The sequence below is a fragment of the Parasphingopyxis sp. genome, assembly GCF_052168295.1.
In the GTDB taxonomy this organism is placed as follows: domain Bacteria; phylum Pseudomonadota; class Alphaproteobacteria; order Sphingomonadales; family Sphingomonadaceae; genus Parasphingopyxis.
Genome location: NZ_JBQLZN010000089.1, coordinates 273,303 through 291,721 on the forward strand (window position 1 = coordinate 273,303; position 18,419 = coordinate 291,721).

The window sequence follows — 18,419 nt, forward strand, 5'->3', positions numbered from 1 at the left end:
CACTATATCCCTGTCCGTATGTCGGGCCGCCAGCGCCAGATGCCGAGCAGCGGCCAAGGTGGTGCGCCCGGTCGCTCGACGATGCGCTTCAGCGCCAGATCGGCATGAATGAAGCCGAAGCCGCTATGGACCGCGAGATGAATCTGGCGCGGCCCGGGCCGCAGGACGAACAGGTCGCTCGCAACCCCGATGCCGTCCGAAACACGAATGAACCCGTTTGCGCGGAGCCGCTCGTCGATGTCGCGCATAGCGCCGCCGCGCAGCGCATAGCCGGCCGGCAAGATCGGATCGGCACCCGCCGCGCGATAGGCGTGCGCGGCCAGCCCGACGCAGTCGAGGCCGATGGCCGGATCGCGGCCATGCACCCGGAAGCGCGCACCGATACAGTTGCGTGCCGCAGCGACGATGCGCGATGCCGCGCTGTCGGCTGCCGTCATCAGCTTGCGCCCGGATAGCGGGTCAGCAGATCGTTGCCGGGCAGATGCGGCTCGCCGCGGAAGTTCTCGGCATTGGCAAAACGGTCGCGGCAGGTTTCGAACAGCCGGTTGCATCCCTCGGTCAGTTCGATCCTCGCGCCCGCCGCGATCGCGAAGGGCGGCGGCTCGCGCAGCACTATCCGGTCGCCGGCCGACGACAGGATGGCGCTCGACAGTCCGCCATTCTCACCGTCGATCCAGCGCAGCCGCCCATAGGCATAGGCGTTCGCGGCCGGTTCGGTGTCCGCGACATCGATGGTCGACTCGTCGATGACGGTCGTGACAGAGCTCATGCGTCGATAGCGCGCCAGATCGACCCGGCACCGCGTGTCGCCGAAACGCGCGCGGCATTCGGGCGACGTCTCTTCGCTGACCGGGCGATCGAGTATCGCGGCAGGTCCATTGAGTTCGGCGGTGAAACCCTCGGCTTCGATCGACACGGCGCCAAGTTCGCCCCTACCCAACGCCAGCTGCTCGCCGTCAGGCGCTTCCCAGTCGATGGCGAATATCGCAACGCGTGCACCGTCCCAGCGGCCCGCTTCCAGATCGCGCTCGGCTATCGCCGCACTGGTCAGCGCGCCGGACACATCCATGGTGCTCGCCTCCAGCCCGCTAGTCCTGCGGATCGCCGAAGGCAGCATGCCGGGCGAAGACCGATAGCTCAGCCCGTCGATCGTCAGGTCCCGATCATGCGTGGTGAAACCGAGCGCGACGCCGTCCCGCCGCGCCAGCCGCCAGCACAGTGCGATGGTCGTGACAGGCGCTGCCAGAAAGACGGGCATCAGCTGGGCCGGATCTCGATCAGCGGGACGCTGACGGCCTCGCCCGCGCGGAAGGTCGCGCGGCTGACTTCGAGCCGGTCCTCGGCAAAGCGCACGGGCACGTCAAACAGATAGCCGGCGCGGACTTCCGCATCGGCATCGGGCGGCGTGTCGAAACGGATTTCGCCCGCCTCGAACGTCCAGCCGCTCGCCTGTTCGGCGCCGTCCACCGCAACCCGGATCGAGCCCGAAACCGGATAGGTGATCGCGCGGACCTGCTGGTCCGGATCGTCGCCATACCGTTTGACGAGTGCAAAATGGGTCGCCTGACCGTCGCCGGTTCCGAGAAACTGGTCGCCGGGATCGGGCGTGCCAGTCATGCCGTTCGAACTGTGATCGAAAGGATCGCGGAATCGAAAACCGCGCGCCGCGCCGCGCCGGGCGCGGAAAAAGGCGATCAGCGTGCCGACATCCTCTTCGGACCGCACGCCCGGCCCCGCATCGTAACGCATCCGCGCATCGGCCCAGTCGCTGTTGCGATGCTCGGCGCCCGAGGCGGTCGTGACGATCGCGGTCGAAAAAGCCGGCGCCGCGACCGCTTCGCGGCCCAGCGCCAGCGGGAATTGCACATCGTCGAAAGCCTGCACTTCGTCCTCCTCGATATCGAAATGGGTGAAGCCGTCGCGCATCACCTGGGGCAGCGCCCAGAAAAACGTCTCGGCGACGCCGCGGGCGCGTGCGGCATCGGCGGCCGCGTCGATCGCCGCCCATTGCGCGGCGTCCTCGGCATTGAGCACGAAGCCGGACAGATAATGCTGGCGGTCGGCCGGATAGCCGAGCCGTGCCTCCATCGCCGCGACGCCGCGCGCCGTCGCGCCGCGATTGCCGGCCGTCACCCAGTCATAATCCTCGAGCTGAAGCACATCGAAAGCCGGCGACGCCCAGCCGAGCGGCACGTTCGCGCGCTTCGCCTCGGGCGCCGTCTCGTCGAGCACGGTCGGCAGATAGACGAGCAGATGTAGCTCAGCGGCCGGATCGACGGTGCGCACGGCATCGGCGATATCGGCGGTGGACTGGGCGAGTATCTCGCCCGCCCGATCGAGCATTGTTATCTGTTCGGGCGTCTGCGGCCCTTCGATCGTCGGGATCGAGACGAGATCGGCGCCGAACGCCGCCTGGGCGCTGGCATCGTAAAGGCAGATACGGCCGGTGCCGTCCTGCATGATCCACCACCAGGGTTCGCCGATCTGGAATTTGACCGGCAGGCCGGCGTCCTTGAGGATCTGGGCGAAGGCGATGGCGATCGCGGCGAGCACGAACACGACCGTCGAACGCGCCGGCGTCAGCAGCGTCGAGGGCGGCGACCAGCCGGTCAGCGCGACATCGCCATTTTCGGCGCGCTGTTTCCATCCGCCCGGCGTAATCTCGTCGAACAGCTCGTAGGACAGCGAGAAGATCGGCGCGAAGCCCAGCGCAGCGGCGCGCTCGGCAAAGTCGCGATGCCAGGCGATGCAGGCAGTGTTGAGCGCGCCGTCCGAAACCGTGATCAGCAGGTTGCCGTTGGTGCTGCGGGCGAGCCGGTAATAATGGCTCATCCCGACATAATGGTTGATGGTCGCGCGATAGCCGAGGTGCAGCGCATTGCGAAGCAGCCGCGCCGGCGTCTGGTTATAGGCATCGTCATAACCCGTGGCGAGGCGCATCGCGTGTTCGGGCAGCATCGTATCGCCGATGCGAATCGTCGATGCGGGCCCCGTGCAGGCGAGGCCGGTCAGTTCGAGCCAGGCTTCGGCTGTATCGGGAAGCGGGCCGTCGAGCCCGGTATAGCCGGGCGGGACCAGCGAGACGAACAGCCGGTCGATATCGCCGGCCCAGACCGGATCGGCCTCACCCGGCAGCAGGAACCCACCATCCATCGCGTCGAAATCGAGCGCGATCGCCGCGTCCTCCGGTGTGCCGGTCGCATAGTTCCACAGGCGGACGTACCAGCTCTTCGGATCGCCATTGGCGTCCCGCCCCTCGATGGTCAGCGTCGGCCCGTCGATCGCGTCGAGCGGCATCAGCCCGGACGAGCGCCAGTGAAAGCTTAGTTGGCAGCCGCGATAGTCGCGCGCCGTCTCATAGGCGACCAGCGGATGGTCCCAGCGGTCCTCGCTCTCCCAGATCAATCCGGCGAGATCGTCGGTCTGGTAGAAAACGCAATCGGCGCGCAGTGAATCCGGGCCGGTGGTGACGACCGACGCCATCATCGGCCGGGGGAAATCGACAGTCCAGAAACGCGGATCGAAGCGCTTGATGAAATCGTGCTGCTGCGCATCGCCAGGCTGGGCGAGCCAATAGGGCATCGGCTCAATCCGTCCGCTCGAGCGCGCGGCGAACCTGCCGGGCGATCTGGCGGCCGGAACGCGTCAGCGCCTCCGTTTCTGCCCCCTGTGGCGCATTGAGATTGATCGTGACGCGGATATCGCGGCTCGCGTTCGGCGCGGCCAGCGGCTCGATCCGTCCGTCCGCGTCCGGCACGAACAGTTCGGGACCGCGCTCGCCCACGCGATAGGCCCGGCCCGGCGCGACCGGTCCGCCCGTCGCCCGGCCCGGCACGCCGAGAAAGGCGGCCGCGAGCTGACTGCCAAGCGAGAGCAGCCCGCCATTGGGTCCGGCGCGCGTACCGCCGAACAGCGAATCCAGCCCCGTGCGGATCGCCGCCTGGGCGATATCGTTCATCACCGCGAGCGCAGTGCGTTTCAGATCGTCGAAACCGAGCTTGCCGGTGCGGACCGCGCGCAGCAATGCGCCCTCGATCCGCCGACCCGTGATATCGGCCGCGCCGCCCAGCCCGTCGGAAAGGCTGCGGCGCATCTCCTCGACATCGTGGCGGAACGCCTGCGTGTCGGCGCGGATACGGACCATCTGATCCTCGAAAAAATCATCCATCGGGAAATTGCTCCATCAGGGCGGCGAGATCGGATGGCGCGGCGGGAACGCCGCCCGGTGCTTCATCGGAAAAGGATTGCACGATCGTTGCGAGTTCGGCGGGCGTGGCCGCCCAGAAATCGTCGGGCCGCCAGCCCAGCATCGCGCCGGCCAGTCCGGACAGCCGGGAGGCGGAAGCTGTAAAGCTGATCTCGTGCTCCTGCGCAGGCAGGAGCCTAGGGCGGCTTACGACATCGCTTGCGGCTCTGGGCTCCTGCCTGCGCAGGAGCACGGTCTTCTTCACCGGCCCTGCAATATCTGCCCGAGCAGGATGCGCAGCGCCGGAGTCAGCGCGGCGAGCCCCTGCCCCGCCAGCGCCTCGCCGAACCGGTCCCGCGTCAGCGCTTCGGGTTTCGGGTCGAGGCAGTGCCAGAACAGCGCGACGAGTTCGCCGAGCTTCAGCCCGCCATCGGCCGCGCGTTCGACGAGCGCGAACAGCGGACCAAGTTCCTCCTCCGCCTGGACCAACGCGGCAAAGCTCGGCCGCAAGCGAAGCGTCTCGCCAGCGACAACAATCTCCGCCTCGCCGCGCGCGGGATTTGCATTAATAGTCATAAGCTTTCCCATAAAAAGGAGTTCGTCACCCTGAACTTGTTTCAGGGTCCACTCTTCCTCCTGAGCCGGTCTCGCAAATGGAGCAGTGGATGCTGAAACAAGTTCAGCATGACGGCGGTAACGCGGAGTGAAGTTTGGAAATATTGGTGAGCCAGAAAGGAGACCGATATATGCGCTACAAGACAGCGATTTTGGTCCTGACCGCCACAACGACGCTTACTGGCTTCGCAATGCTGGTACTGACAATCCTTGCTTAGCCGGAGATCAAGTACACGTACTTGTTAAAGGCTCGCCACTTCGCCCGAGCTTTCGAGCGCCAGCGTGTAATTGCGTTCGCCGTTGAAATCGCCGGCGTAATCGAGCCGGGCGATCAGGAAGCTGCCCTGCATCCGCTCGCCGCTTTCGAAGCTCAGCTCGTAATCATCGAGCGAACCGGAGAGCGCGTTATTTTTGAGCCGCGTCTCGGCGACGGAGCCGGTGAATATCCCCGCACCGGACACCGATACGGACCGCACACCCGCGCCGCCCAGCAATTCGCGCCAGCCGCCCGAATCCTTGTTGGTGACGACGACTGGCTCGCCATTGATCGAAAGCTGCGTCGTCCGCATGCCCGCGACCGTGCTGTAGACGGGCGGATCGCCGCCATCGCCGACCTTCAGGAGGAAAGCCGATCCTTTTTCTGCTGCCATGTTCATTCTCCGTAAGTGTTTGTGCTCCTGCGCAGGCAGGAGCCTAGAGCCGCAAATGACTGCGCTTGTTGCCCTGGGCTCCTGCCTGCGCAGGAGCACTCACGCCGCCAGCACCCGGACCCGATAATCGAGGATGCCGCGCCAGGGATTGCCGCTGCGATCGACCCGGCCGCGCAGGAAGACGCAGCTTGCGACGCGCCAGCCGGACAGGTCGCGCGCGAGCGCGTCTATCGCCGCCTCCGCTTCCGCCATCAGCGTGGCGAGCCGCTCGGCCCGCTCGTCCTGATCGAAGATCGCCACCGAGAAGCGCAGCTCGCGGCCCGGCTCGGTCTTGGTGCTCCAGTCGCGCGACGCGATCGCGCCCAGTTCGACATACGGCACGGTGGCGCGGACGGCAGGCGCGGCGTCGATGGCGTTCACCGCATCGGCCAGCGGCGCATGATTGCGCAGCACCGCCAGTAGCGCGTCGCGCAGTACGATCTCCGCACTCATGCCAATCGCATCCGGCGCCAGGGCCGCCACAACGCGGCGACCGATGCCGGCGGGCCGGCGGCATCGTCGGTATCGCGTTCGGTAAAGAGATGCGCGACGAGCCGAACGATCCCTTGCCGCAATGGCTCGGGCACTGCGTTCCAGTCCGCGCCCATTCCCGCGCGATAGTCGACCGTCACCCGCCGCGCCTGCCCGGCAGCCGTCACGCGCACCCAGCCATCGCCATTGCCGTCGATATCGATTGCATAGGCATCGACCGGCAGCGCGAATGGATCGCCGGTCTCCGGCAGCCCGGTCATTCCAGTGATCGCGGTGACCGGCGTCAGCGTCAGCCGCCGCCATTCGCTCGACACCGGAATCGTCTCCACCGCATCGCGCAGCAACAGCGCCTGGCCGACAAAGCGCTCGCAGACATCGGTCGCCGTCCGGATCAGCCCGGCCAGCAACGCATCGTCCTCGTCCGTCGTAATCCGCAGATGGGCTTTCACTTCGTCGAGCGCGACGGCGGTCGCCGCCGGTGCGTCCTGCGTCGCCAGCATCAGGCCTGCTCCACGCGGATGACCAGAGAACGGTCTGCCGACCGCCCGTCGGCAAGGGCGATATGGCAGCGGGCGCGATAGACGCGGCCCGGCACGCCGCCCGAAAAACGCGCGCCCGTGTCGCTGCCGTCGATAAAGTCGGCGGACACAGTAATGCCATCGGGCTCGCCGGGTTCGACCGACCAAGTGGAGGTCGCGATGGTCGCGCCGTCGAGCACGGCATCGGGCCAGCGGATCGCATAGCGCAGCGCCGCATCGGGATCTTTGAGAATGGGAGTCATGGACAAGGCTCCGTCGAAGAAAAGGAAAACGCCGCGCTCCGGCCGCAAGGGGGAAACGGCCGGGAACGCGGCGTCCGCATTCCTCTCCCGTTCCGGGAGAGGATACGCAGCCTTTCCCGCGCAAGCGGGTTAGGCGAAGTTGGAGAGGGGTGGGCCGCGAGCGTATCACTTCGCAGCATTTACGCTTCGCTCTGCGCCCCCTCTCCCTGGCGACGCTGCGCGCCGCCTGTCCCTCTCCCGCGAGGGGAGAGGGATAGGGATGATCGCTACGAAACCGCGAACCGCAGCAGCTTGATCGCCTCGCTGTTCGAGACCTGCCCGCCCACGCGCTTGGTCGCGTAGAAATGGACGAAGGGCTTGTTGCTGAAGGGATCGCGCAGGATCGCGGTCTCGGCGCGTTCGGCGATAAGGTATCCCGCCTTGAAATTGCCGAAAGCGATCGCGTCCGTGCCGCTCCCGATGTCCGGCATGTCGTCGGCCTCGACGATCGGATAGCCGAGCAGCGTATCGGGCTGGCCCGCCATCAGGCCGGGCTGCCAGAGGAATGCGCCGTCCGCCGTCTTGAACTTGCGGATCGCCGAGAGCGTCGCCGAGTTCATCACGAAGTGCGCGCCCTGGCGATAGGGCGAGCGCAGCGACTGAACGAGATCGACGAGCGCATATTCGGGGTCGCTCGCATCGAAGCCGCCATCGGTGCCCGTGGCGATATATTGGAGCGAGCCGAACGCGCGGACATCGTCGGCCTCGTCGGTGCTCGTCGCCTGCAGGAAGCCGCGCGGCCGGTCGACGCCCGAACCGTTGACGAAGGCCGCGCCCTCGGCCTGAGCGAATTCGGCCGCGATCTCGCTCGCGAGCCAGGCTTCGACATCGAACGCGGCGTCATCGAGCATCGCCTGGGAGGCGGCCGGGTTCGCGTAGAGTTCGCCCATCGGCGGGGCGATCTCGGCGAAGTCTGGCGTATCGGTTTCGGGGCGCGCGGCGGTTTCCGCGACCCAGCCGGAAGGCGTACCGCCCGTCGTCACGAGCTTGCGGTAGCCGGCGCTCCCGACCTTCACGACATTGGCGATGGACCGGATCGGCGAGATGTCGTTGAGCGTCCGGTCGATCACCGCATCGATTTCCTGCGGGATGGCATAGCCGCCCGCAGCGCCGCTCGTGCCGTCGAAACTCTTGCGCTCGAGGCCCGTCTCCAGCCCGCGCCGCAGATAGTGTGCCGTAAAATCGCTCTGCCCGCGCGGCATGGACTTGGTGCCCTCGAGCGCCGGGCGCGCGGCGGCGACCGTGTGGGCATCCATCCAGCGCTTCACCGCCGCGATATGTTCGGCGACCTTCTCGGCTGGCGATTGCTCTTGCTCCTCTTCCGCGGCTTCGCCATCGGGCGCGACCGCATCCTCCTGCGGCGCCTGCTCCATCGCCGCAAAGCTCGCGGCGAGCGGGTCCATCTTGGTTTCGATATCCATATTCGTCTTCTCCTTGGGGGCACAAAAAAGCCCCCGGGCCGATGGGCACGGAGGCGGTGAATGAGGGCGAGCCGCAAGGCTTCCCTTCGCTAGATTTTCAAATTACAGGACGCGCCATGACAGACGCTTCAGACACCGGGGCGAAAGAAACCCCGCCAGACCGCCTCGCCAACAACCCGATGAGCGATTTCTACGATCCCGCCATGCTCCAGCGCGGAATCGGCATCCGCTTCAAGGGCAAGGAACGGACGGACGTCGAGGAATATTGCGTCTCCGAAGGCTGGATCCGCGTCCAGGCCGGCAAGACCAACGACCGCCACGGCAACCCGCTGACGATCAAGCTCAACGGCGAAGTCGAGGCGTGGTTCGAGGATGTGGACGAGGGTTGATCGCTCGAATTTTCGTGAACAAAGCTCTCAAGTCGGATGCGTTCACTCAGTTTAGAAACTACAATTGTCGGCTGAGTGAACACTTTCCGAGATAGTTCAGAATTGCCCTTTCCAACACTCCAGTCCTTCGATCAGCAGCTAGGTGGTCGGCATCGAACAACGTCTGTCCGCACTACGCATTGGTAAAATAAAAACCGGATAGAGAGGCATATTGTGCCGAGATGCTGCTGCTATTCAACACGCATCGCAGATTGTGCCCGCCGTTCCCGTCGCCAACGACGTATCCCTTTGTTAGAGAAGGGGCAATGCCTGATGCGGCGGAAGCCATTACCACGCTAATCGATGCATCCATGAGCTCATTATTCGCAGTTCCTGTTCTCAACGCGGGGACCGGCCAGGCAGACGGAATTGCAACGCTAAGCGAACTATTCGACAAACCAGCTGAGCTGTATTCAAGACGCACCGAGAAAAAGACCGTATTGCCAATACGCTGCCACGTATAGTGTCCGGAGAGTCCGGTCGGAGCCACGCCGTTCCAGCTAATGCCGGAAGAAATGGAAACGTTAGTTTCTCCGACGGCCGCGTGATCGGCGAATTTTAGAAGCCCCTCGGGCGACACGTATACATTCGGACTGCCAATGTAAGTGCGCACCCCAGCCGAGTCCTTGAGCATGTTAACTGGCCCAGCATAGAGTATACGGTTGTCCGTATTGGCATCTGAAAATAGTCCGGTCGGATCGGCGTCGCCTGTGTCGGAATAGGCATTAAACGCCCTGATGACGGCATAGCCACCAGCATCCGTCACATGTTCCATTCTGATTAGCGTTTCAAGCTCAATGCGGCGCGAAAACAGATGCGGGATCAAAACCATATCATTCATGTTCGATATGTGTATCCGGTAGTCGCCAATCGGCTGCCCATCGAGTATCATCTGGGCCGTGCCAGCGTAATCGTCGAGCCAGATATGGGCGATCGATGCGACGTTATCAGTCGGATCGACCTCCGCATGAATCTTACCGTCTATCTCGAAAGACACATTTTCCGATGCCGTGATGCCGACGCCTGCATAGTTTTCGAGATGCAGATTCAGGAAATCATTGTCGTTGCTATCGGCGGCAAGCGAGCCCGACCCGTCAGGCTCATAGAAATCATATACCGGGCAGCCTATAACGAAATTCCCCGTTTCCTCGACATTGCGATCGAGTGTAACATTGTTCGCGTCAGTAAACGTCGCGATCTGCGCCAGCAGATTCGCTTCGCCATAAGGGCCGGTCCGGCCACCCCGAATGTATATCCATCGACCGACATCGTTTGACGTGAAACACCCGTCGCCAGACGCGGTGATCTTTGCGGACGACGCAGTGCAGGTCACCGTCGCGCCTTCGAAATGCGCTTCGACTGCCGAGGCCGTTGCTATAGCGTTGGTCGAGACCGTAACTTGGGTAGAGCTGGTATATGCTGCGATCACGTGCTTTTGCGTTACAGTTGGGCCGAACAGCGTAATCGTTTTACCGACGTCACCGGCATCGAAAATCGCCGCCGATGATGTGAGCGTCTTGGCCCCGCTCGCAATCGAAAAGGTAACGCCGCTCGTCGATTTGTGCAGAAAGTGATGTCCTCCGAAGAAGCTGACGACATCTTGAGCACGAACATTCTGCGCCGACCCTACCCGCCAATGAATATTGTCACAGGGCCCGAAGCGTATGTGCTCGAACCGGCTTTCCCCGCAGCCTCGAATATCGAGCAGGACCGGATCGCCCGCAGCACGCGATCCGCAGGTAAGCTGAATGTCCCGGACGATCGTCGGCGCACAACGATTGATCCCTCCTATGTCAATGCCTTTGATCAGCGTTTTTCCGGTACCAGCGAAATTCGCTTTGAGAACGGTATTGTGCTGGCCGTTTCCAATGATGGCGAAATCGCGAGAAGTGGACGACGCGCGGTAGATATCCCATTCGTCGTTCAACAGGAAAATACCGTCGCTTAGACGAAGCGTTACGTTCTTTCCTAATGCAACAGCTAAGTCATGTGCGCATTGCAAGCCGGGCTGGCAATCCGTCGAGTTATCGCCGACTGAACCAAACCATTCAGCGTGCCAGTCTTGCTCAGCGCCGACACGCACCCATGCGCCGCTCGAGCCATTTTGCCCGGACGGCGCGATATAGACGCCCTGCTGGCTATCCACCGAAACTTCCGTCGACAGATCGGAAATGTCCCATTTGAACCAGCCCTCTCGGCCACCCGCTGCGAGATATATCGCATCGTCGACGCTTTGGCCGGTAATTGCCGCGATATCGGCTATGGTTTTGTATCGGATCGTCATTCTTCTTCCTCCATCGAAAAGGCCCGCGCAATTGCAAGCCCATCGGCCTCCAGTTGATTTGAGAGCCTGACGGCGCGCCATCGCTTCGCTAAAATGGAACTAACCGGCCACCGCATGCACCCGCGCCAACGGTTGCATCGGGATCGTCACCAGGCTGACTTCCACGAGATCGAGATCGATGAGTTCGCGCAGCGAGCGTTTGCCTGGTCGGCCATCGCGCACGCGGTAGCCGAAGCTCAGGCCGCCGAGCGCGCCGCTTTCGAGGGCCGCCGCCAGCTTGGCGTCGTCCAGTGTCGCGATCACGCGCAGGCCGCGCGCATCTTCCTCCAATGTCTCGATCCGGCCGATGACCCGGCCGCGTTGGTGTTGCCAGAGCAGCGGGACGTCCCGTCCCTGCCCTCCCAAACTCTCAAGTGCCCGCTTGAACGCGCCCACACGGATCACATCGCCGCCCCGATCGGGCCGATCGAAGATCGCCGCGTAACCCGCAAAGCGCAGGCTCATCGGCCCAGCCAATCGACGAGGCCGAAGCGCACGGCGAGGCCCAGCAGGACCAGCGCCAGCAAGGCTTTCCCGATCCAGCCGAACGCCGTGCGCAGCGCCCCGCGCCGGGCGATCCGCCAGGCGCCGAGCAGTTCGCGCAACTCGTCCAGATCCTTGCGCGCATGTTTATCGCCGAGGCCGAGCTCGTGCAGCGCATGGGTTGCGCCCAGCTCGCTCGCCTCCTCGATCACCGCGCGCACCGTCACCAGGTCGCTGCCCTTCTGCGACAGCTGCTCGACCAGCCGGACGAGCATCTCTTCGTTTTCGGTCATGTGATTCTCCAGATCCTCCCCGCGCGAAACGTGGGGAGGTGGCAGCCCGTGAGCGGCCCGCAAGGGGCCGCTGAGACGGAGGGGCACTCCGCCATTTACCTTTTGTGTTATCCGGTGGCTCTCCGCGCAGCCCCTCCACCACGGCGCTGCGCGCCGCGGTCCCCCTCCCCGAGATTCTCTCGGGGAGGATTTAGTCTATGCCCAGCATCGCGCGTTTCTCTTCGGGCGAGAGGAAGTCTGCAGCGCTGACCTGCGCCCAGAGCTTTTCGCGATCCTCGGCGAGCGCGGGCACATGATCGAGGTCGACCGACAGCGCCGCATCGGGCCACCAGCCGGAAAGGCCGCGCGCGATGCCGCCCAGTATCTTGTTCGCCAGCGGCAGAACCCCGAGCCGCCAGAGCGCGCGGTTTGCTTCGCGATAATTCGCATAGGTGTTGTCACCGGGCAGGCCGAGCAGCATGGGCGGCACGCCGAAGGCCAGCGCGATTTCGCGCGCGGCGGCTGCTTTCAGCCCGACGAAATCCATGTCGGCGGGCGTCATGCTCATCGCCTGCCATGTCAGCCCGCCTTCGAGCAGCATCGGGCGGCCGGCATTGGCCGCGCCCTGAAAGCCTGCCTCCATCTCTGCCTTCAGCCGGTCGAACTGTTCGCCCGAGAGCGCCGCGCCCGGCTCGCCCGGATCGTAAACGAGTGCGCCCGAGGGCCGCGCCGCATTGTCGAGCAGCGCCTTGTTCCATTTGGTCGCCGCATTGTGGATCGCGATGGCGCCCGCCGCCGCGCCCAGCGCACCGAGCCCGTAATGATCGTCGAGCGGATGCATGGCGCGGATATGGATCAGGCCCGGCTTGCCGGTGCCGTCCTTTGCCTCGATACGCATCGCCGTCTCGCCCGCGCGATAGAGATAGGCGGCGGGCCAGCCCTGCGCGTCCGGCTCCACCGTCACCCGCTCGGGGCGGAGCGCAAACAGCTCGGCCGGCGCGCCGTCAGCATCGCAGAGGATCTGGATATAGGCGTTGCCGTGCAGCAGCAGATGCGCGGCCGCCGTCTCAATCAAGGGCTGGCCGGCCGAGTCCGCGACAGACAGACGCACTTCCCGTTCCCCGCCCGCCAGTGGCGCCGCGCCCGCACTCTCGCTGACGAGCCGCACCGCGCGCTGCGCCACCGGATTTTCGACATAGCCGCCGCGCACCTGCGCCTCGTACCCACGCGGCCAATCGCCAATCGTGACCGCACCCCATGGCGCGCGGAGCAATGCCGGACGTGCGGACGCACGCCCGGACTTCCATCCGAAGAGTTTCATACGATATTTCCCATGTAGAGGGCCGCGAGGACCCGCAGATCAGACCGTGGTCGCTTTCCAGTCGGGCGATCCATCCCAGCGCAATTCCCATTCGGCACCGGGCACGACATCCTGGATGACGCCAGGCTGGAACGCGACCAGACAGGTTCCGCCTTCATACCGCACGGACGGATAGACGAGCCCGCGCGAATCCCGTTCGATCAGCGCCGCCGCCAGTTCCTGACCGGCCGGATAGCCGGTCGCGATATCCGCATCGAGGCACGCGGGCGGCGGCTCCACACCGCGCAGATCGTGGAACCGCCCGATGAACGATGCGTGCAGCGCCCGGTATCGGCAGCTATCCTCGAAATGGCCGATGTAACCCAATTCGCGAGTCCGGTGGAATGCGACCTCCTCCAGCGCGGTGCGCACGTCGAAGCCCGCATACCAGGCGCCGCGCGCTTCGTCGTTGAACCGGTTGCCGCCCTTGCGGCTGTGCGCAAAGGCGGCGTTGACATAGCTCTGCCCGGCCCGGTCATAGACCAGCTCCTCGCGCCGGATCGCCGGGACGTTGCCGCGTTCGGCCTTGAGCCGCCGGTTGGTCAGCCCTTCCAGCTCGGCCAGCAATTCCTGTTCTTCCTCGGTATCGACGAGCGGCCCAAGCACGGGCGGCGCGAAATGGCGCGTCGGGATCAGGCGAACGGTCAGCGGCTGGACGATCGCGCTGACGGGCACCGCATCGGCCGAAAGTGCGGTCACGCCCCCCCGCGCAAGGCGTCGACATAATCGCGCACCTCGAGGATCGCCGGCAGCCCGCCCTCGAGCATGTAGGCAAGCGGCGTGCGTCCGCCGAACAGCGGCCCGTCATTGGGCATCTTCACCCATTTGTCCGCCAATTCCTCACCGAAATAGAGGTGCAGGCCCTTGTAGAGGCCCACCAACGCGCTCGCGCGGAGCCGCTGATCCTCGCTGAGCACTCCGTCCCAATTCTGCGCGCGCATCCGGCTGAAAGTCCGCGCACCGACGCCCGCAAGCCGCGACGCATCCGCAATGCGCGCCTTCCAGAAACCGAACAGCCGCACCAGCGCCTTGACCGCGACCGCATCCAGCCGATCGCCATCGTCTGTCCGGTCGTCAACTATTGCCAATGCACGCGCCATATATCGCCTTCTGACATAATATTTAGCGCCATATGGCAATATTTTCAAGAAACCGTTACAATTTTCGCACCGCAGGCTCCCCTCGGCCGCCCAGCAACAATTCCGTCAGCGCCCAGACCAGCGCGTCTGCCCTGTCCGGGCTACGGCCGGGGCCTTCGTAGCGGCCGTCGATCGTCATGCCCGCCATCTCGTCTTCGAGTGCCGGGAATGCGCCGACATGATGCACCTCTCTGCGTTCGTAGAAAGCCGCTATCGGTTCGGCGCGGACGCTTTTGCCGCGCGCAGCGTGGACGAGACGCAACGGGAGGTTCCGCTCCGCCACGCGCAACACGCTGCGCACCATCTCGCCGCCCTGGTTCGCCTCCGCGATCACCCGGTCGGCGTTCCATTCCTCCACCGTTTCGGCGACCCGCCGGGCCCAGCCTTCGGGCCGCACGCCCTGTACGCTCGCATCGGCGAGCACATAGCCGTGCCCATCTGCACCCAGCCCGGCAACGACGATCCCGCAGGCGTCCGAATGCGCGCCCGCGCCCGCCGGCGGATCGACCGCGACGATAATGCGCTTCAATTCCGGCGCCATATCCACACGGCATGTCTCGATCAGCGTGCGCGGCCAGAGGCTGTGCTCGACATCCTCGATGAGCTCGCCGTCCAGTTCCTGCCGCCCGAGCCGCGTGCCGCCATAGGCGGCCTCGATTGCCGGCACGAAACCCGGTGCCAGATGCGCGCGATTGTCGCGCGTTCGACCCCGCGCAATCACGGTCTTGCCTGCGCCGGTCTCAGTTTCCCGAACCAGCCGCTTCACCAGCGCCACCGGCCGCGGCGTGGTCGTCGCCAAGACACGCGGATCATCGCCGCGCCGCAGCCCGAGCAACAGATTGTCCCACACCGCTTCGCCGTCCCGCCATTTGCCGATCTCGTCGCACCAGGCATGGCTATGTTCCGGCCCGCGCAGGCTTTCGGGTTCCGCCGCCGAATAGAGTGTGGCGCGCGCGCCGTTCGGCCAAGCCAGCCGCCGCAGCGACGAAACCCACAAAATGTCTTCATCCGGCGGCGTTACCGCAAGCAGACCGCTCTCGCCCTCCACCATCACGCTGCGCGCCTCATGCGCGGTTGCGCCGACCAGCGCGATGCGCGCCGATCCGTCTTGCATCGCAACCGCGCGCACCCATTCCGCCCCGGCCCGCGTCTTGCCGAAACCCCGCCCGGCAAGGATCATCCATATCCGCCAGTCGCCATCGGGCGGCTTCTGGGTCGTCCGGCCCCAGATATCCCATGACGCCTCGATGGCGGCCGCTTCCTCGTAATCCAGCAGATCGAGAAAGCGCCGCCGATCTTCATGCGAGAGGCCGGCCAGAGCGGCCAGACACGGGTCGATATCATCCATCGCCGTCGGACGCATGATGCGCTTCGAGGCTTTCCTTCACCCGCGCGATCTTCCGGTCCAACCGGTCGCGAAGTTCCTCGACACCCAGGCCGGATCGTATGGCCCGCTGGAGCGCAACCGCATTTTTGTGCGCCATCAACAGGCGCAGCGATACAGCCTCGTTGAAAGCCGGTTCGTCAGCCCGCTTCGATATGCCGAACCGCGCGCGGGCCAGCATTTCCATCTCCAGTTCTTCATAGCCTTCGCTGAGCGCCTCCAGCCACCGCCGGGCGAAGGCCGGGTTCCTGCGCCGGAGTTCGTACCAGGGCTTCGTCGTCCATCCATTGCGGCGCGCCGCTTCCGAGACATTGGACGTTTCCGCCAGCGTATCCAGAAAGGCCTCGATATCGGCGTCGTTCGGGCTGTTATGGCCGCGGCGGATGAATGCCGGGGCCGCACCGCCCTTGCGCTGCATATAGCGCGCTTCAAGCACGGTGATGCCACCCAGAATAGCATTCATATCGGCGCGGAAGTCCGGGTCCTTGTCGCGCCAGTAATAGGCCGTCGCACTGTTGATGCCCGTCTTCCGGCTTGCGCGGGCGACATTCGGCCGCTCGGCCAGATAACCGAGAAACTCGCGACGCCGCTCGGGCGTGAACGGGCAAGCCCTTCCCTTCGCCGCGCTCTTCGATGTCCGCATATGCTCTAACCGCCGTACGCTACCAAAACAAAAGCCGGGAAACGCCTTCGCGCCCCGGCTGGATACATTTTTCGATCTTGGCCCTTTGTACCGAAACAGCGTTACGCTGTCAAGATATTTTTACCGATCTGGTTATTTTATCTGCTCGTCGACGTTCCAAAGCCGCTTGCGTCCGCGGGATTGCGCCCTTCCCCATTCTCTGACAACCAGTCCCTCATGACCTGGGAGGAACTCAATCTGGCCGTCAAGGGCGGGGCGATCGGGATCATGCTGCTGATGATTCTGGTCCTGTTCCGCGATCACCGGCATGCGCCGGCCGGCCGGATCGGCATCCTCTTTCTCCTCACCGTGATCTGCCACATCGTGGCGACCAACCGGGTTACGGGGATCGACGGTCCGCCCGCCTTCGGCGACTGGATATTCGAGATAGGCTCCAACGCGGCGCCGGGTCTCTTCTGGCTGTTCGCCCGCGCCTGGTTCGGCGACGAACGGCCGGGCTGGCGCAGCTGGGGCATCGTCGCCCTCTCCGTCGCGTTCATGCACTGGCATGCCTGGATGCTGTGGAACGATGTCGACGCCTGGATCATACCGAGCGGCGCCGCCGGGCGAGCGTCGGCAATAGGCCTGGCCGTGGCCGGTCTCTACGTCGCCTGGCGCGGCCGGGGCGAGGATCTGATAGAGGAACGGCGGCGGCTGCGTACCTGGGGCATCGGCGCAACGGGCCTCTACATCGTTCTTGTGCTCACCGTCGAAATCGGCATGCGGCCGGGCTTTCTCTATTCGCCCAGCGTCGCGCGATCCTGGCTGGTGCTGGGCATATTCCTCCTCGCGCTCGCCTCGGCGACAGCGATCATGGCGACGAACCGGGCCGATCTGTTCGGCGCGCCGCAGCGGGCCAGCGACGGGGACGAGAAGACGCCCGAACTCGATACCGAACTCGCCGCCAAGCTCGATGCGCATATGACGGGCGAACTCGCCTGGCGCGAGGATGGCCTCACCATCGCCGCGCTCGCGCATCGCCTTGGCACGCAGGAATATCGGCTGCGCCGCCTGATCAACCGGCAGCTCGGCCATCGCAACTTCGCCGCCTTCCTCAACAGCTACCGGCTGGACGAGGTGCGCACGGCGCTCGCCGATCCCGAGCAGCGCGACGTGCCGATCCTGACCATCGCGCTCGACGCCGGGTTCGGCTCGCTGGGCCCCTTCAACCGCGCCTTCCGCGAAGCCGAGGGGAAGACGCCGAGCCAGTATCGCGCGGCGAAGCTGGGCGGCTGAACCGCGCCCTGCCCTTCTCCGATTGCCAGTCTACGCTCGCGGGTATATACCGATCCAACCCGTAACCGATTCGTTACGGGTAGAAGGGAGAGGGACTATGGGCATGGCGATCGGCGCGCTGCACGTCCGGCGCAGCATCTTCATCCAGGCGCCGCCGGCGCGCGTCTGGCAGGAATTCGAGACGCCGGAGCGGATCGCAGGCTGGCTCGATCTCGGCCATCATATCGAGCGTTTCGAATGCCGGGTCGGCGGCCGCGTCGAGATGACGCTCGAAATCGACGGCGAGACGCGCGGCTATGGCGGCGAAGTGCTCGTCTTCGAGCCCGAGCGCGAGATCAGCTTCGAAAGCCAGTGGGCGCCGCCCCATCAATGGCCGGTGCCGACCTTCTGGACGATCCGGCTGACCGCGCTGTACGGCGGCACCCATGTCGAGCTGTTCCATCACGGCTTCGAGCGGCTGGGTGCCGAGGCGGCCGACAATCTCCAGGGCTATGAGGGCGGCTGGGACATCAAGCATCTGAAGGCGCTGCGCGCCGCCGCCGAGGGCTAGCGGCGGATGGTGCGCGACGCCTATGTCGCGATCGCCGATCCGACGCGGCGCGCGATACTGAGCCTGCTGCTCGAGACCGACGTGCTCGCCGCCGGCGACATCGCCGCGCGCTTCGAAGCGGTCTCGCGCCCGGCGATCTCGCGGCATCTGAGGATCCTGCGCGAATGCGGCGTCGTCATCGCCTTCCGCCATGGCAAGACGCACAATTACGCGCTCAATCCCGAGCCGATCGCCGCCATCCGCGCCGGCTGGATGGAGGGCTTCGCCGACCGGCAGACGCAAAGCCTCGCCAATCTCCGGCGGATCGTCGAGGGCGCGGCGGACGACGGCGACGGTTGA

Annotated in this window: 23 protein-coding genes; 4 read left to right on the forward strand and 19 right to left on the reverse strand. The window is 65.0% G+C overall.

Features of this window, described 5'->3' with window-relative positions; all coding sequences use genetic code 11:
• Positions 1-2: 2 nt before the first annotated feature.
• The 11 genes from ACTS1Z_RS15615 to ACTS1Z_RS15665 form a co-directional block, all read right to left on the reverse strand.
• On the reverse strand, positions 3-437 hold the full coding sequence (locus tag ACTS1Z_RS15615; protein WP_442625396.1) for a peptidoglycan endopeptidase: 435 nt from the start codon (positions 435-437) through the stop codon (positions 3-5).
• On the reverse strand, positions 437-1,258 hold the full coding sequence (locus ACTS1Z_RS15620) for a DUF2163 domain-containing protein (RefSeq protein WP_442625397.1): 822 nt from the start codon (positions 1,256-1,258) through the stop codon (positions 437-439). The genes ACTS1Z_RS15615 and ACTS1Z_RS15620 overlap by 1 nt, the downstream gene beginning before the upstream one ends.
• On the reverse strand, positions 1,258-3,582 hold the full coding sequence (locus ACTS1Z_RS15625) for a DUF2460 domain-containing protein (RefSeq protein WP_442625398.1): 2,325 nt from the start codon (positions 3,580-3,582) through the stop codon (positions 1,258-1,260). Before ACTS1Z_RS15625 ends, ACTS1Z_RS15620 begins: the two co-directional genes overlap by 1 nt.
• 4 nt (positions 3,583-3,586) lie before the next feature.
• A complete protein-coding gene (locus tag ACTS1Z_RS15630) occupies positions 3,587-4,168 on the reverse strand; it encodes a tail tape measure protein (RefSeq protein WP_442625399.1) in 582 nt (193 codons plus the stop codon).
• Positions 4,161-4,451 (reverse strand): phage tail assembly chaperone, encoded by a 291-nt coding sequence (locus tag ACTS1Z_RS15635; RefSeq protein ID WP_442625400.1) that lies wholly within the window; start codon positions 4,449-4,451, stop codon positions 4,161-4,163. Before ACTS1Z_RS15635 ends, ACTS1Z_RS15630 begins: the two co-directional genes overlap by 8 nt.
• Positions 4,448-4,762, reverse strand: a complete 315-nt coding sequence (locus tag ACTS1Z_RS15640) for a gene transfer agent family protein (RefSeq protein WP_442625401.1) — start codon at positions 4,760-4,762, stop codon at positions 4,448-4,450. The genes ACTS1Z_RS15635 and ACTS1Z_RS15640 overlap by 4 nt, the downstream gene beginning before the upstream one ends.
• Positions 4,763-5,043: 281 nt before the next feature.
• Positions 5,044-5,451, reverse strand: coding sequence for a phage tail tube protein (locus ACTS1Z_RS15645; RefSeq protein WP_442625402.1), 408 nt, complete (start codon positions 5,449-5,451; stop codon positions 5,044-5,046).
• A 99-nt stretch (positions 5,452-5,550) separates the two neighbouring features.
• Positions 5,551-5,943 (reverse strand): tail completion protein gp17, encoded by a 393-nt coding sequence (gene gp17, locus ACTS1Z_RS15650; RefSeq protein WP_442625403.1) that lies wholly within the window; start codon positions 5,941-5,943, stop codon positions 5,551-5,553.
• Positions 5,940-6,482, reverse strand: coding sequence for a head-tail connector protein (locus tag ACTS1Z_RS15655; RefSeq protein ID WP_442625404.1), 543 nt, complete (start codon positions 6,480-6,482; stop codon positions 5,940-5,942). The genes gp17 and ACTS1Z_RS15655 overlap by 4 nt, the downstream gene beginning before the upstream one ends.
• Complete coding sequence (locus ACTS1Z_RS15660; RefSeq protein ID WP_442625405.1) at positions 6,482-6,763, reverse strand: phage fiber-tail adaptor protein; 282 nt, start codon at positions 6,761-6,763, stop codon at positions 6,482-6,484. The genes ACTS1Z_RS15655 and ACTS1Z_RS15660 overlap by 1 nt, the downstream gene beginning before the upstream one ends.
• A gap of 266 nt (positions 6,764-7,029) precedes the next feature.
• Positions 7,030-8,223 carry a phage major capsid protein gene (locus ACTS1Z_RS15665; protein WP_442625406.1) on the reverse strand — a complete coding sequence of 398 codons (1,194 nt, stop codon included), beginning with the start codon at positions 8,221-8,223 and terminating at the stop codon, positions 7,030-7,032.
• Between the two features lie 116 nt (positions 8,224-8,339).
• On the opposite strand from ACTS1Z_RS15665, the gene ACTS1Z_RS15670 reads away from it, so the two are divergent.
• Complete coding sequence (locus ACTS1Z_RS15670) at positions 8,340-8,612, forward strand: DUF3297 family protein (protein ID WP_442625407.1); 273 nt, start codon at positions 8,340-8,342, stop codon at positions 8,610-8,612.
• Positions 8,613-8,784: 172 nt separating this feature from the next.
• On the opposite strand, the gene ACTS1Z_RS15675 is transcribed toward ACTS1Z_RS15670, so the two are convergent.
• The 8 genes from ACTS1Z_RS15675 to ACTS1Z_RS15710 form a co-directional block, all read right to left on the reverse strand.
• The gene (locus ACTS1Z_RS15675) at positions 8,785-10,935 is read right to left on the reverse strand and encodes a hypothetical protein (protein ID WP_442625408.1); all 2,151 of its coding nucleotides are present in this window, start codon (positions 10,933-10,935) and stop codon (positions 8,785-8,787) included.
• 99 nt (positions 10,936-11,034) lie between these two features.
• Positions 11,035-11,439, reverse strand: coding sequence for an HK97 family phage prohead protease (locus ACTS1Z_RS15680; RefSeq protein ID WP_442625409.1), 405 nt, complete (start codon positions 11,437-11,439; stop codon positions 11,035-11,037).
• Positions 11,436-11,750, reverse strand: a complete 315-nt coding sequence (locus ACTS1Z_RS15685; RefSeq protein WP_442625410.1) for a DUF6127 family protein — start codon at positions 11,748-11,750, stop codon at positions 11,436-11,438. The genes ACTS1Z_RS15680 and ACTS1Z_RS15685 overlap by 4 nt, the downstream gene beginning before the upstream one ends.
• Positions 11,751-11,940: 190 nt before the next feature.
• Positions 11,941-13,050, reverse strand: a complete 1,110-nt coding sequence (locus tag ACTS1Z_RS15690; protein WP_442625411.1) for a phage portal protein — start codon at positions 13,048-13,050, stop codon at positions 11,941-11,943.
• A gap of 39 nt (positions 13,051-13,089) precedes the next feature.
• Positions 13,090-13,788 (reverse strand): RES family NAD+ phosphorylase, encoded by a 699-nt coding sequence (locus ACTS1Z_RS15695; protein WP_442625412.1) that lies wholly within the window; start codon positions 13,786-13,788, stop codon positions 13,090-13,092.
• Complete coding sequence (locus ACTS1Z_RS15700) at positions 13,785-14,189, reverse strand: MbcA/ParS/Xre antitoxin family protein (RefSeq protein ID WP_442625413.1); 405 nt, start codon at positions 14,187-14,189, stop codon at positions 13,785-13,787. The genes ACTS1Z_RS15695 and ACTS1Z_RS15700 overlap by 4 nt, the downstream gene beginning before the upstream one ends.
• Before the next feature lie 55 nt (positions 14,190-14,244).
• Positions 14,245-15,591 (reverse strand): DNA-packaging protein, encoded by a 1,347-nt coding sequence (locus ACTS1Z_RS15705; RefSeq protein WP_442625414.1) that lies wholly within the window; start codon positions 15,589-15,591, stop codon positions 14,245-14,247.
• Complete coding sequence (locus ACTS1Z_RS15710) at positions 15,569-16,255, reverse strand: hypothetical protein (RefSeq protein WP_442625415.1); 687 nt, start codon at positions 16,253-16,255, stop codon at positions 15,569-15,571. The genes ACTS1Z_RS15705 and ACTS1Z_RS15710 overlap by 23 nt, the downstream gene beginning before the upstream one ends.
• Positions 16,256-16,471: 216 nt before the next feature.
• Here ACTS1Z_RS15710 and ACTS1Z_RS15715 point away from each other — a divergent pair, with 216 nt between their 5' ends.
• The 3 genes from ACTS1Z_RS15715 to ACTS1Z_RS15725 all read left to right on the forward strand — a co-directional run bounded on the left by ACTS1Z_RS15715 (position 16,472) and on the right by ACTS1Z_RS15725 (position 18,419).
• Positions 16,472-17,530 (forward strand): helix-turn-helix domain-containing protein, encoded by a 1,059-nt coding sequence (locus tag ACTS1Z_RS15715; protein ID WP_442625416.1) that lies wholly within the window; start codon positions 16,472-16,474, stop codon positions 17,528-17,530.
• 97 nt (positions 17,531-17,627) lie between these two features.
• A complete protein-coding gene (locus ACTS1Z_RS15720; RefSeq protein ID WP_442625417.1) occupies positions 17,628-18,080 on the forward strand; it encodes an SRPBCC family protein in 453 nt (150 codons plus the stop codon).
• A gap of 6 nt (positions 18,081-18,086) precedes the next feature.
• The gene (locus tag ACTS1Z_RS15725) at positions 18,087-18,419 is read left to right on the forward strand and encodes an ArsR/SmtB family transcription factor (RefSeq protein WP_442625418.1); all 333 of its coding nucleotides are present in this window, start codon (positions 18,087-18,089) and stop codon (positions 18,417-18,419) included.